The sequence below is a fragment of the Bacillus nitroreducens genome (assembly GCF_964021195.1).
Map to the genome: position 1 here is coordinate 1 of NZ_CAXHYI020000003.1, position 12,973 is coordinate 12,973.

The window sequence follows — 12,973 nt, forward strand, 5'->3', positions numbered from 1 at the left end:
AGAGGGATTTCCCTCTCTTTTTATGCATACACCTTATTCTCTTCGTCTTTCTTGAAAAAGCTCTTCATGGCATGGAACACATCTGCTTTTTGTTTTAAGATATAGTACTTAAATCGCTCATCTTCAATGTTTTTATAAGCCGACATAAGGGTACTATGGCGATTATACTGGTTAACTTCTCCATAACCAAACATATTGGATACCTTCATTAACTCATTTACCAATTTCACACATCTTGCATTATCTGAGGTTAGATTATCACCATCCGAGAAATGGAATGGATAAATATTATAGCGTGTATTAGGATATTTATCATCAATAATTTCTAAAGCCTTGCGGTAAACAGATGAGCAAATCGTACCTCCACTTTCCCCTTTCGAGAAGAAATCCTCCTCTGATACAACCTTCGCCTCTGTGTGATGGGCTATAAATTCAATTTCAACGGTTTCATATTTCGTACGCAGGAATCGGGTCATCCAAAAGAAGAAACTTCTTGCCATATACTTTTCCCATATTCCCATACTACCACTCGTATCCATCATCGCTAGTACAACAGCCTTTGAATCTGGCTTTACAATCTCATTCCACGTTTTGAATTTCAAATCTTCACGATAAATTGGGTGAAAGCTCGGCTTTCCAGCCATCGCATTTCGTTTGTATGCAGCCATCATCGTCCGCTTCTTATCTATATTTCCCATTAATCCAGTCCGACGGATATCATTAAACTCAATATTCTCAACGATGTTCTGATCTTGTTCTTTACGCTTTAGATTTGGTAGTTCTAACTCCTTAAAGAGGGCTTCCTCAAGTTCCATAAGCGAAACCTCAGCCTCGTAATAATCCTCACCTGCTTGATCCCCTGCTCCTTGCCCTTTTCCAGGTCCTGCTTTTCCGCCGCTTTGTCCAGAGCCATCTCTTGCGATAACGTCACCAACCTGACTATCCCCATCTCCTTGGCCAACATGCTTATTTTTATCATAGTTATAACGGATTTTATATTCGTCTAATGAACGAATTGGAATTTTCACAACATCTTTTCCGTTTGACATAATTATACTTTCTTCCGTTATCAAATCAGGTAAATTATTCTTTATAGCATCCTGTACCTTTTCCTGGTGTCGAGTTTGATCATCATGGCCTTTGCGATGGAGGGACCAATCTTCTTGTGAAATAACAAAATTCTTTGAACTACCTTTCGACATAATCCTTCCCCTCCCAATTTATTATTTTTTTATGAACCATTCACATTTTTACCTTGACCTTCATACATTATCTTGACGGTTTCTGAAAGATTATCCTAGAATGAAAAACTACTAGACTACACCTGTTTTGAAATCAAAAAGAAACCAACTTCTTACTACTTAGCAAAAATAAAAAGCAATTGTAGATTACTCTATACTATGCAAAACATTCATATTATTGACAAAAAATTTTGTAAATTAGGCACTAAGTCTTAAAATTAGACAAGTTCTACTAAATCATTTATAATACAGGAACTAATTCCATGCTTTAAAAATGGACATGCAGTAACGACTAAAGACACGTTGAAAAATAAAGGATTAGACCATTCATTTGGCCTAACCCTTATTTTCTTTCCCCTATCTATTCAATAAGCTTCCAACATAACGAAGTAATTCATTAGCGGATGTTGAATTATAACCATGCTCATCAATTAACCTAGCTACTACCTCGTTAACCTTTTTAAGCTGTTGCTCATCTGGTGTTTTTGTGGATGTGGTGATTTTTACGACGTCCTTAAGGTCCGCAAACAATTTCTTTTGAATGGCTTCACGGAGACGCTCGTGTGAATTGTAGTCAAAACGTCTTCCTTTCCGTGCAAACGCCGAAATACGAATTAGGATTTCCTCTCTGAATGCCTTCTTCGCATTTTCGGAGATTCCAATTTGCTCTTCAATGGAACGCATTAGTTTTTCATCTGGGTTCATTTCTTCACCAGTTAACGGATCGCGGAGTTTATTTTTATTACAGTATGCTTCAACATTATCTAAATAATTATCCATTAAAGTCTTAGCCGACTCTTCATATGAATAGACAAATGCCTTTTGAACTTCTTTTTTCGCAATCTCATCGTATTCACGTCTCGCGATTGAAATGAAGTTTAGATAGCGCTCGCGGTCTTCATTTGAAATTGACGGGTGATGCTCAAGTCCATCTTTTAGCGAACGTAATACATCCAGTGCATTAATTGATGGAATTTCCTTTCGGATAATGGTGGATGAAATACGGTTTATTACATAACGTGGGTCAATTCCGCTCATCCCCTCATCCTGGTATTCCTTTTTAAGTTCTTCAACATCAATTGCGTTGAAGCCTTCTACACTTTCTCCATCATACAATCTCATCTTTTTGATAATATCAATATCACCTTTTTTCGGTGCTTTTAATCGAGTTAGAATTGTGAACATAGCTGCTACTTTAAGCGTATGTGGTGCAATATGAACGTCACGCACATCACTTTCTTTGATCATTTTTTCATAAATACGCTCTTCTTCGGAGACGCGAAGATTATAAGGTACAGGCATTACAATTATACGTGAATGTAATGCTTCATTTTTCTTATTCGAAATAAACGAACGATATTCTGTTTCGTTCGTGTGAGCGACAATCAATTCATCTGCTGAAATTAACGCAAACCTTCCTGCTTTGAAATTCCCTTCCTGGGTTAAGGAAAGTAAGTGCCATAGGAATTTTTCATCACACTTTAACATCTCTTGGAATTCCATCATTCCACGGTTTGCTTTGTTTAATTCTCCATCGAAACGATAGGCTCGTGGATCAGATTCTGAGCCAAATTCAGCAATCGTTGAAAAATCAATACTTCCTGTTAAATCAGCAATATCCTGCGATTTTGGATCAGATGGACTAAATGTTCCAATTCCAACACGCTTATCCTCGGAGAAGAATATGCGCTCGACCCTTACATCCTCAATTCTGCCACCATACTCTTCCTGTAACCTCATCATATTTAACGGTGATAAATTCCCTTCAATTCGAATCCCATAATCATCAAAAAAGTCTTCTCTTAAATGATGTGGAATGAGATGTAATGGATCCTCATGCATCGGACAGCCTTTTATTGCATAAACCGCGCCTCTTTCCGTATGCGAGTAGGATTCCAACCCTCTTTTTAACATGGAAACTAGTGTTGACTTACCACCACTAACAGGACCCATTAGTAATAGAATCCGTTTTCGAACATCAAGTCGTTTTGCTGCTGGATGAAAATATTCCTCTACTAAGCGTTCAAGCGCCTCTTCAAGGCCAAATAATTGGTGGTCAAAAAATTTGTACTTCCTCTTTCCATCTACCTCTTCCACACCTGCATCCTTAATCATATTATAAACTCTTGAATGAGCAGACTGAGCAACCCAAGGCTTTTCCTTCAGAATCTCCAAATACTCTGCGAAGGTACCTTCCCACTTCAAACGTTGTTCCTCTTCACGAAATTGTTCTATCTTTTTTAAGATATCCATTATTTAGGGGCCTCCTCCATCTTTGATATCTCTTGCACGGTTTAATAAAATGTATGCGAGGATGTCCTTTAACATGCTTTAATCTTACAAAATTCAACATGTCCTATTCTAAATATTATGAATAGTGATCAATACTTCCTGTTTGGACAAATATAAAATTTTTCAAAAAAATTTCGGGTATCCAATTATTGGAGGATAAAAAAGTGATTGTGCCTAATTTTGAAAACGACGAAAATGTTTACATTTTGTCCATAGATAACATTCACACAAAATTGAAATTGGGTTATAATACACGTATATGATTTTTATTTAGATTAGATACTTAGTGGTTTTCATTTTTTAGCTTTATACATAAAGGAGGAAAAACACATGAAATTAATCCTGATCTTAGGTGTCTGTGTTACATTTTTAGCTGCTATCTTTACTTCTGGCTACGAAGATAAACCAACAGTTAACAAGAAATAAGAACGAAAAGCGCACAAAAAAATGACCCCTACCAATGTGGTAGAGGTCTTTTTTTATGACAGTCCAGGATAATTTTGTTGTCTCAATGCCTCATAAATGAGAATTGCTGCAGTGTTTGATAAATTTAGGGAGCGAACATTTTCTGTCATGGGCAAGCGTATTGCCTGGTCAATCTTCTTTTCGATGAGCTCCTTCGGCAGTCCATTCGTTTCTTGCCCAAATACAAAGAAATAATCTTTTTGTGGATCACTATAATCAAATGAAGAATGTGTTCGTTGACCAAATTTTGTAACGAAGTAGAATTCTTCTTTCATATATTTTTCAAATAGTTCCTCTAATGAATCATAATAATATATCTTAACAAACTCCCAATAATCTAAACCAGCACGTTTAAGCTTTTTATCTTCTGTTGAAAATCCAAGTGGCCGAATTAAATGTAAAGTAGTGTTCGTTGCTGCACAAGTACGTGCAATATTTCCTGTGTTTGCAGGTAGTTCTGGTTGGTATAATACGACATGTAGCCCCAAAATATTCACCTCATTCGTTATTATACCAAAGATGAATAGGAATGTAATTGCCAACCAAGAAGTGTCGTGTGAGGAGGAACATAATAAGGTATATATCGCCTAATTATGTTTTTTAATTATTCGTGATGTGAAAAAACTTGTATTTAATATTCGGCGTATATGCAGTGGAATCGTAGTATGACCAATACCTCATTCGACTGTTCTGGGTCTGAGCATTTACGAGAGGATATCCAGCAATATCTTTCGCAACTACAATCGTGTTGTGATTATAGCGCCCATCTCCTTCAAAGTCATAACAAATGACATCTCCCAATATAAGCTCAGTCGGTGAGGATACTTCTTTTGCTTGTAACCCTTGTTTAGAATTACTTAAATATAATCTCAATGCATTTGCCACAGACCAACTATAACTCCAATTGTTATTTTGCATCCACCAGCCCTTTCCCCTATTTGGATACCCCCACATCGGTGCACCCCCTGCATGAAGACATTGGGAAATAAAATTCGTACAATTATCAGTAAACTTCTTATACTTTGGATTATAATCATTCCACCAACGCTCCGCATATTGCACAGCTGCCAATCGATTATATTTAAAATTACGGGTGTCCTCTCCTGAAACTTCATATTCTATTGGCTTATATTGTTTTTCTGGTTCCTTTGGGACTTCTTCATCACTTATTAATTTATTAAAGGTGAAAATAGCTTTCCTTTCCTCACATTGCTCTTCTACATACAAATTTTTATTTTGTCGTATTAAGTATTGATAATGAACAAGATAATTGAGATGTAATTTTCCATCCACTTCATTTTTACCGATTATCTGTGCGTTTGTATGGCATTTGACAATTTCTGCTGAACGTTTCGCAAGTAGCTCTTTTTTCCGCTGAATCAATTCGATGTCTTTTTGGGGTAAGTTTACGGATAATGCACTACGTGTATTTCCCAGTAACATTTGAGATTTAGCCTCAATCACTTTTGCTAAAGTCGACTTCATCAACCTACACCACCTTCAAGATGTGATATTACAACAATATGTAAGTTCATGAGCTTTAAGTAGAAAATTTTCTTATGCTCAGATTGTGCTTAATGAAGAATCCACCCTTCTAAACAAACAAAAAAGGTGCATCATAGCACCCTTTATGTTGTCAACATCTGCAATCCTTTTTCAATTTCACATAGTACCTGCTCGTCCTTTTCTTTAAGGCTTGCCTCTTTTAATATCTCAACCGCACTGTTATCACCAATTTTTCCGAGTGCCCATGCAGCTGTTCCTCGAAGAACAGGCCTAGGATCTTCTTTTAACACTTTCGTTAACTCTGGAATTGCGCTACTGTCTTTGAAATGGGCAAGTGCAATGATTGCATTACGTTGAATTGGTTTTTTTCCCCTCCATGAGCCAGATAACGAACCAAATGTTTCTTTGAACTCACGATTACTCACTGATAGAATCGGTTTTAACAACGGTTTAACTATTTCTGGGTTAGGCTCCATTTCTTCATGTAAATGAAAATCAATTCCCTTATTTTTCGGACAGGCTGTTTGACAAGAATCACAGCCATATAATCGATTACCGATTTTCGTACGAAATTCGTCTGGTAAAAAATCCTTCGTTTGTGTTAAAAAACTAACACAGTGTTGGGCATTAATTTGTCCCCCCTGTACCAATGCTCCAGTGGGACAAGCATCTAAACATGCTCGACACGAACCACATTGGTCTTCTATCGGAGTATCGGGTATAAATGGGATATTCGTAATCATTTCTCCTAAATATACATAGGAACCAAACTCAGGAGTAATGATGGCACAGTTTTTTCCACTCCAACCAATGCCCGCTCTTTCTGCAACGGCCCGATCCGATAACTCCCCAGTATCCACCATCGACTGTAGCCTTGCATCAGGTAATTTTTCTACTATAAACGACTCTAGCTTCTTCAACCGGTTACGTAAAATATGATGGTAATCCTCTCCCCAAGAGGCACGAGCAAACATCCCACGGCGTTCTGTTCGCGTACTTCTTGGTGCATCTTTGAGCTTTGCGGGGTAAGCTAAGGCAATCGCAATAATTGATTTCGCACCAGGTAACAGTAGTTCAGGATTTGTTCGTTTTTCAATGTCCTTAGGTTCGAAACCTGATTGATAACCTAATTCCTGTTGCCTTAGTAGCCTTGACTTTAATTCTTCAAATGGTGATGCACTCGCAAAACCAATTTTATCAATTCCGATTGTTTTACTATACTCGACAACTTCTTGTTGGAACCTTTTAATATTCAATATAAATGCCTCCTTTCTTCAAGCTTTCAACCGCTCTCTATATAGAATCACTAGGATTTATGGTACACTAATTACATCAGTTTTTGGAGGGATAAATGATGGAAATTCGAATTTCGTCACAATTAAAAGACCTTGTTCCCGATTTTAAAGTGGGAGTCATTTTATATGATCATATCGAAGTTGGTGAATCTCCACAAATGATTCGTGGTAGATTACAAACCTTTCAAGAATCGCTCTTTTTTGATCTAGAGGACAAGCACGTAACAGATATCCAGGGAATCGCCGAGTGGAGAGGTATTTTTAAACAAGTAGGCACAGACCCTAATCGCTATCGTCCGTCCGTAGAAGCCATTTACCGTCGGATTCAAAAGCGAAACTTCTTGCACTCGATTCATTCAGCTGCTGATCTTAACAATTTCTTTTCCATGCAATATGAAATACCTATTGGGATTTATGACACAGATAAAATGAATGGAAAAATTGAAATTCGGGTTGGACAACCTAGCGATAAATATATGGGGATAAACGGAAGAGAAATTTCGATGAAGGATAAAATCCTAACAGGTGATGAAACAGGAGCGTTTGGAAGTCCCTATGTGGATTCCGAGAGAACGGCCGTGACCACTAAAACAAAAAATGCCATTCAGATTGTCTATTTGAAGCCATCTTTACCTAATGAAAGCAGTGAGAAATTGATTTCATCTCTAGGTGCAATGTTTACACAAGTTCATGGTGGAACAGCAGAGCCTTTCTTAGTTTTGTAAAAAAACTAAGAAGAATAAAAAAACGCAACACTTCGTTTATCTAAGAAACGAAACACTGCGTTATATATGTATGGAGCGGGTGATGAGAATCGAACTCACGACATCAGCTTGGAAGGCTGAGGTTTTACCATTAAACTACACCCGCATTTTTTATAAAGTTATTATTAAGTTTTAACTTTGTTAATCATTTATGTGAACATTATAACAAGTTCGTAAAAGTTATGCAAGAGGTTTTTGTGACTTTTTGTCGAAAACTTTTTTCAAATGACTACTTGAGTTATTATACATACCTCTATGTTATTTTGCAATATAAATTTTAACTTTTTTCACGTTGTTTATATACTTTTAACATACTTCTTACTGCAAGGAACTTCTTATCAGTATAATAAAATTTTCTCAGGAACACCCATTTTTCCTTGGTCGTTCCTTTTTGTAGTATCTTCTTATGCTTTGACTTATATGACGATAAGGGGTAAGTTATATATGTATATTCAAATAATCAGATATTCTATTATTCAGAAGGAAGGATAAAATATGCAACGTAAATGGGCTTTTACAGGGAGATTTGAAGGGTATTCGATTCACGCTTTCCAAAAGGATCTTATTTCTGGAGTCGTTGTTGGGATCATTGCCATTCCCCTAGGTATGGCATTCGCAATTGCTTCAGGTGTAAAGCCTGAATATGGTATCTATACAACCATCATTGCGGGTATTCTTATATCACTCTTTGGAGGCTCTAAGTATCAAATCGGTGGTCCAACTGGTGCATTTATTCCAATTCTTTTTGGAATAGTTGCTACTTATGGATTTGAAAATCTATTAATTGCAGGTTTTATGGCTGGCGTTATTTTATTACTGATGGGAATCTTTAAATTAGGATCACTAATAAAGTTTATTCCACGTCCTGTTACAATAGGGTTTACATCTGGTATTGCGATAATTATTTTTGTAGGTCAAATACCTAATTTTCTTGGACTCGATCAAATTGAGAAACATGAACTTTTTTTAGACAATATAAAAGAAATCATTCTTCATATTAAAGAGATTAATAGTTATAGTATTTTAACTGCTGTCATTTGTTTGGTTATTCTTCTATTGACCCCGAGATTGTTGCCGAAAGTTCCTGGGTCATTACTTGCTTTACTTATTTCAACGGTGATTGCGACGATTTTTTACCCAACCCAAGTGGCTACGATTGGTTCAACATTTGGGGATATACCTAGTAAACTACCAAGCTTGCAATTTCCTGAAATTACTTATGAGCGAATTATTCAACTAATTCAACCAGCATTTGTAATAGCGATGTTAGGGGCGATTGAATCCCTACTCTCAGCTGTTGTAGCCGATGGAATGACAAACAGCAAACATAATAGTAACCGGGAATTGGTTGGTCAAGGTATAGCAAATATGGTAACCCCTTTGTTTGGTGGTATTCCTGCAACTGGGGCCATTGCAAGGACAGCAACTAATATTAAAACTGGTGCGGTCTCTCCTTTCTCTGGAGTCATCCATGGTGTTGTTGTTCTACTTGTTTTACTTCTATTTGCACCATACGCATCAAAAATACCATTGGCTAGTATGGCGCCTATAATAATGCTAGTTGCCTGGAATATGAGCGAACGTCGGGTTTTTTATCATGTATTGAAAACAAAAACTGGGGATTCTCTAGTATTGGTTGTCACCTTTTTATTAACCGTGTTTATTAATTTAACAGTTGCCGTACAAGTAGGACTCATTTTAGCAGTTTTGCTTTTTACAAAGCGAATGAGTGATATAATAGTGACAGAAAAAGCTTTACCGAATCCTAATACAAAACAGGCTAAAGTGGATAGTCGCGTTGTAACTGAATCTCATGATTGTCCACAGATCAGTATTTATAATGTGGAGGGTCCTTTATTTTTTGGTGCTGCTCAAAGTTTCGAGCAGCAAATTATGAAATCCATACATTACAAGCCTAAGGTTCTTCTGTTACGACTTGGTAGAGTTCCATTTATGGATACGACGGGAGAAGCTAGGTTAGAAAGTATCGTTAAGGACTTCTCAAAGCATGGTATTGTTCTGGTTTCTGGAATTAAATCACAGCCTAAAAGTGTTCTTATTAAAACAGGTTTATATGAACTTATAGGAGAAGACCACTTCTTTGAACATACTGGTGATGCGATTAATTATGCTCTTACCCAAATCAATCACAATAAATGTTTGGGCTGTAGACATTTTGCTTTTGAGGAATGTCAGGCTCTTTCTGGAGTCGAAGAAAAAATGGTTGAACAAAGAAGCGTTTCACTGAGTTAACGTAGAAAGAGAGGTAAGGTAGTGGATTTAGAAATGCAAAAATTTAAGGCTGACTTTTTTAAAGCTCTTGCCCATCCTTTGCGGATTCGAATTTTAGAGCTTCTCGCTGAGGGGGATAAAAATGTGAATGAAATTCAGACCCTTATTGGTAGTGAAGGATCAGCCGTGTCCCAGCAACTAACTGTACTACGTGCTAAAAATATAGTATATGGAACGAAAGATGGAAATCGTGTTATCTACTCACTTAGGGATCCTATGATTGTTGAACTACTATCGGTAGCAAAACAAATTTTTAATAACCATCTTGTGAATACTATTTCCTTGCTCGATAAAATTGGGGAAATTGAAAAGGATAGTTCGGAATGAACTATCCTTTTATTCTGGTAAATATTCTTCACCAAACTCATCGATAATGAACTTTCTTTCCTCAGTTTCACTCATTAAACCGTATGCTTTTCCAACGGTACCATCTTGATATTCCCAAAAATAATTATGATCTTTGTCAGCTCTACTGAAATCTCCATCTCTCCATCGTTCTGCGATTTCCAAAAGCTCATCTTTTCTTTTAAAATTACTTTGTGAAATAATAGTATAAACTTGCTCTATGGTATCAGGAATCATTGGCTTTGATACCCACTTTTTATGGGCCTTCACCTTCTGATGTGTCATATGATGCATAACTGCAATTACTTCCCTTTCATCTGAAGATTCGCTTAACCCAAGATCAAATGTTACTCCCTCAAATTCCTGGGTCTGTTCCTGAGATAAGTCGGTTTCCTCAGATTTGTCCACATTAGTAGTTTCTTGATTCGATGTAGGGATTGATTTACTAGCATCACCACTGTTGGGCATCTTTTTTACACTAAACACAATCCCTACTGAAATGACTATTAATATCACTAAAACAATGAGCCAGTTTTTCATGCTTCCCTCCATATCATTCGCCATATTCTTACTTTATAGTATGATGTATCCATTTTATTATTTTAGCATATAATAGAAGGTTAAACTGAAAATTCTTTCAAAATCAAAAACCATGTATATGTTACATGTATCATGATTTGATACAATAGATGTAAATAAGCTTGGAGGGGAAATGAATGGATCTATTCATGAAAAGGGCTGTTGAGCTTGCTTTACAAAATGTAAATGAAGGTGGACAACCTTTTGGAGCAGTCCTAGTTAAAGAGAATGAGATTGTGTCTGAAGGTGTAAATGAATTACATAAAACACATGATGTCAGTGGACATGCCGAATTACTCGCGATTCGTAGAGCACAGGAAAAATTACAAGTTAGTGAGTTATCAGGATACACAATGTATGCCAGCGGTGAGCCTTGCGCAATGTGCTTAACCGCTATGTATTTTGCAGGCATTGAAAAGGTCTTTTATTGTCAGTCATTAGAAGATGCTGTAGCCGTTGGACTAGATAAATCGGCATTTATATATAATGAAATAAAAAGGAATCGTGAAGATCGCACCATCAAACTGACCCAGATGAAATTAGTTGAAGGACAAGAAGATCCAATGCAAAATTGGAAACAAAAAGAATAATGGTATAAGCCTGTTTCCGTAATAGCGGAGGACAGGCTTATAGTTTTTTAGTTAAACAAATTATTCGATTTACTTCTCGAAACCCACTTTGTAAGTGAAATTGCAGGCTTTCATCATTCTCAAGTTCTACATCGCTCGCAAATTCCACACAACCTTTACGTTTTGCCCATTCTTCACAAGCTGATAATAGCTGTTGAGCTACACCATTTCTCCTATGCTCTTCTTTTACATAGATTCCTTCCAGATACCCTACTGGACTACTTTCAGTTCCTTCTACATAGTCCGAGCGTAACTGACATTGTGCAAAACCAATTGATTGATTCTCTATATTTGCTATAAAAAGGACGGCCTTTTTGTCATGAATCAGTTCAGAGAACTCCATCGTAAGTTCATCTACTATATTGTCTGGCCATAACAATAATGCTAACTGCACAATTTCTTCTATATCTTTCTTTGTAGCTTTTACGATTTCCATGGAATCCTTCTCTCCTATCTCTACTTCATTCCAAGTTCGATTATATTTCTTTCCCGCTAGTCAAACTTTGAGAGCTTCATTAACGATTAGATATCTATTTCTCTGTTCGATTAATAAATTTCTTTTTCAAATGTTTCTCCGGTATTATAGACTACTTTTAATATGAGTCTCATCTCATCATATGGGTCAACCTGATTTAATTGGAAAAAACGTTCACCATATTCGGCTGAATTTTCATCTGATGTTTGCATTTCTTCTTCACCGATTAACGTATCTTGTTCGTATTTTAATAAATATGCCTTTTCTATGTTCGCTGAATTTTCACCAATCTGATAGTGAATCAGTGTAATATCTAATTTTGATTTAAACTGATGAACATCGGTCTGAAGAATCCCATAAAAGCTTGTTCTGAATTTATCTAAAAACTCTTGCTGGATTTCACTACTTTTAACATAATCACCATCAGATACAGTTATATAGTAGTTAATGGAATTCTCATCCTCACTATCCAATTCTTTTTCTGTCACTTCTTCACTATGATAGGCCTCAGATGTAATCAAGCCAACATGCCATTGCGGTTCTTTGTCAAATTCAAATGGAACTTTCACCTGAAAAAAGCCTTTCTCAACTTCTTCTGCCGTAAGAGTAAAATATTCCTTACGATCTCCAAATGAATAATGGAATAATACATTTGAACCATGTTGCCACTCTTTTATCTGCCAGTTAAAAATAGCTTTTGCTTGTCCGTTGTTAAAATTCGTTTTATCAATATCCATAGTAACGCTACTTATCCAGCTCTGCTCGTTTTTAAATTCCTCTAAAGCATCGTATACTTGACTCGCTTGATTATCTATTCTGTGTGAGAAGTCTTGCGAAGTAGCTGATATATAATGCACCTGTTCCTCAAGCTGATTTAATTTCGTTAATAAAGTAAAATTTAAAATTAAACTCCCTACTAGAGCCAACACCACGAAACCTCTTATGTATCGTTCGATTTTCTTCATCTCCCCATAAAAATAAAAACATCCGCATAATTACATCATATTCTCCTTACATTAAATATATCAAAACAATGTGAAAAAGGGAGTTTCAGTGTCCCAAAACAAATTAATTACACGACGAAGGAACT

12 protein-coding genes and 1 tRNA gene are annotated in these 12,973 nt (G+C 36.4%); 4 read left to right on the top strand and 9 right to left on the bottom strand.

Annotated elements, in window-relative coordinates; genetic code table 11:
* Positions 1 to 20 precede the first annotated feature (20 nt).
* The 5 genes from yhbH to queG all read right to left on the bottom strand — a co-directional run bounded on the left by yhbH (position 21) and on the right by queG (position 6,760).
* On the bottom strand, positions 21 to 1,202 hold the full coding sequence (gene yhbH, locus ACWPVE_RS03845; RefSeq protein ID WP_453990866.1) for a sporulation protein YhbH: 1,182 nt from the start codon (positions 1,200 to 1,202) through the stop codon (positions 21 to 23).
* Between the two features lie 396 nt (positions 1,203 to 1,598).
* Positions 1,599 to 3,494 carry a PrkA family serine protein kinase gene (locus ACWPVE_RS03850; RefSeq protein WP_453990868.1) on the bottom strand — a complete coding sequence of 632 codons (1,896 nt, stop codon included), beginning with the start codon at positions 3,492 to 3,494 and terminating at the stop codon, positions 1,599 to 1,601.
* A 518-nt stretch (positions 3,495 to 4,012) separates the two neighbouring features.
* Positions 4,013 to 4,495 (bottom strand): tRNA (uridine(34)/cytosine(34)/5-carboxymethylaminomethyluridine(34)-2'-O)-methyltransferase TrmL, encoded by a 483-nt coding sequence (trmL, locus tag ACWPVE_RS03855; RefSeq protein ID WP_453997343.1) that lies wholly within the window; start codon positions 4,493 to 4,495, stop codon positions 4,013 to 4,015.
* 103 nt (positions 4,496 to 4,598) lie between these two features.
* Entirely contained in the window at positions 4,599 to 5,483 is an 885-nt protein-coding gene (locus ACWPVE_RS03860; protein ID WP_453990870.1) for an amidase domain-containing protein, read from the bottom strand.
* Between the two features lie 143 nt (positions 5,484 to 5,626).
* A complete protein-coding gene (gene queG, locus ACWPVE_RS03865) occupies positions 5,627 to 6,760 on the bottom strand; it encodes a tRNA epoxyqueuosine(34) reductase QueG (RefSeq protein ID WP_453990872.1) in 1,134 nt (377 codons plus the stop codon).
* 98 nt (positions 6,761 to 6,858) lie between these two features.
* Here queG and ACWPVE_RS03870 point away from each other — a divergent pair, with 98 nt between their 5' ends.
* Positions 6,859 to 7,524 carry a B3/B4 domain-containing protein gene (locus ACWPVE_RS03870; RefSeq protein WP_453990874.1) on the top strand — a complete coding sequence of 222 codons (666 nt, stop codon included), beginning with the start codon at positions 6,859 to 6,861 and terminating at the stop codon, positions 7,522 to 7,524.
* 71 nt (positions 7,525 to 7,595) lie between these two features.
* Here ACWPVE_RS03870 and ACWPVE_RS03875 read toward each other — a convergent pair.
* Positions 7,596 to 7,669 (bottom strand) — tRNA-Gly (locus ACWPVE_RS03875).
* Between the two features lie 389 nt (positions 7,670 to 8,058).
* Between ACWPVE_RS03875 and ACWPVE_RS03880 the strand changes: the two genes are divergently transcribed.
* Entirely contained in the window at positions 8,059 to 9,816 is a 1,758-nt protein-coding gene (locus ACWPVE_RS03880; protein ID WP_453990876.1) for a SulP family inorganic anion transporter, read from the top strand.
* 21 nt (positions 9,817 to 9,837) lie between these two features.
* Positions 9,838 to 10,182 carry an ArsR/SmtB family transcription factor gene (locus ACWPVE_RS03885; protein ID WP_453990878.1) on the top strand — a complete coding sequence of 115 codons (345 nt, stop codon included), beginning with the start codon at positions 9,838 to 9,840 and terminating at the stop codon, positions 10,180 to 10,182.
* A gap of 9 nt (positions 10,183 to 10,191) precedes the next feature.
* Here ACWPVE_RS03885 and ACWPVE_RS03890 read toward each other — a convergent pair whose 3' ends face one another.
* Positions 10,192 to 10,740: a DUF6241 domain-containing protein gene (locus ACWPVE_RS03890; RefSeq protein WP_453990880.1), complete on the bottom strand. Its 549-nt coding sequence runs from the start codon at positions 10,738 to 10,740 to the stop codon at positions 10,192 to 10,194.
* Positions 10,741 to 10,916: 176 nt separating this feature from the next.
* On the opposite strand from ACWPVE_RS03890, the gene ACWPVE_RS03895 reads away from it, so the two are divergent.
* Entirely contained in the window at positions 10,917 to 11,369 is a 453-nt protein-coding gene (locus ACWPVE_RS03895; RefSeq protein ID WP_453990882.1) for a nucleoside deaminase, read from the top strand.
* 37 nt (positions 11,370 to 11,406) lie between these two features.
* Here ACWPVE_RS03895 and aac(6') read toward each other — a convergent pair whose 3' ends face one another.
* Positions 11,407 to 11,844: an aminoglycoside 6'-N-acetyltransferase gene (aac(6'), locus tag ACWPVE_RS03900; RefSeq protein WP_453990884.1), complete on the bottom strand. Its 438-nt coding sequence runs from the start codon at positions 11,842 to 11,844 to the stop codon at positions 11,407 to 11,409.
* Positions 11,845 to 11,954: 110 nt separating this feature from the next.
* Positions 11,955 to 12,812 (bottom strand): hypothetical protein, encoded by an 858-nt coding sequence (locus ACWPVE_RS03905; protein WP_453990886.1) that lies wholly within the window; start codon positions 12,810 to 12,812, stop codon positions 11,955 to 11,957.
* Positions 12,813 to 12,973: the final 161 nt, after the last annotated feature.

Excerpts from the sequence above, each read along its gene's own strand:
- yhbH (WP_453990866.1), bottom strand. The coding sequence starts at position 1,202 with ATGTCGAAAGGTAGTTCAAAGAATTTTGTTATTTCACAAGAAGATTGG.
- ACWPVE_RS03850 (WP_453990868.1), bottom strand. The coding sequence starts at position 3,494 with ATGGATATCTTAAAAAAGATAGAACAATTTCGTGAAGAGGAACAACGT.
- ACWPVE_RS03860 (WP_453990870.1), bottom strand. The coding sequence starts at position 5,483 with ATGAAGTCGACTTTAGCAAAAGTGATTGAGGCTAAATCTCAAATGTTA.
- ACWPVE_RS03870 (WP_453990874.1), top strand. The coding sequence starts at position 6,859 with ATGGAAATTCGAATTTCGTCACAATTAAAAGACCTTGTTCCCGATTTT.
- ACWPVE_RS03880 (WP_453990876.1), top strand. The coding sequence starts at position 8,059 with ATGCAACGTAAATGGGCTTTTACAGGGAGATTTGAAGGGTATTCGATT.
- ACWPVE_RS03890 (WP_453990880.1), bottom strand. The coding sequence starts at position 10,740 with ATGAAAAACTGGCTCATTGTTTTAGTGATATTAATAGTCATTTCAGTA.
- ACWPVE_RS03895 (WP_453990882.1), top strand. The coding sequence starts at position 10,917 with ATGGATCTATTCATGAAAAGGGCTGTTGAGCTTGCTTTACAAAATGTA.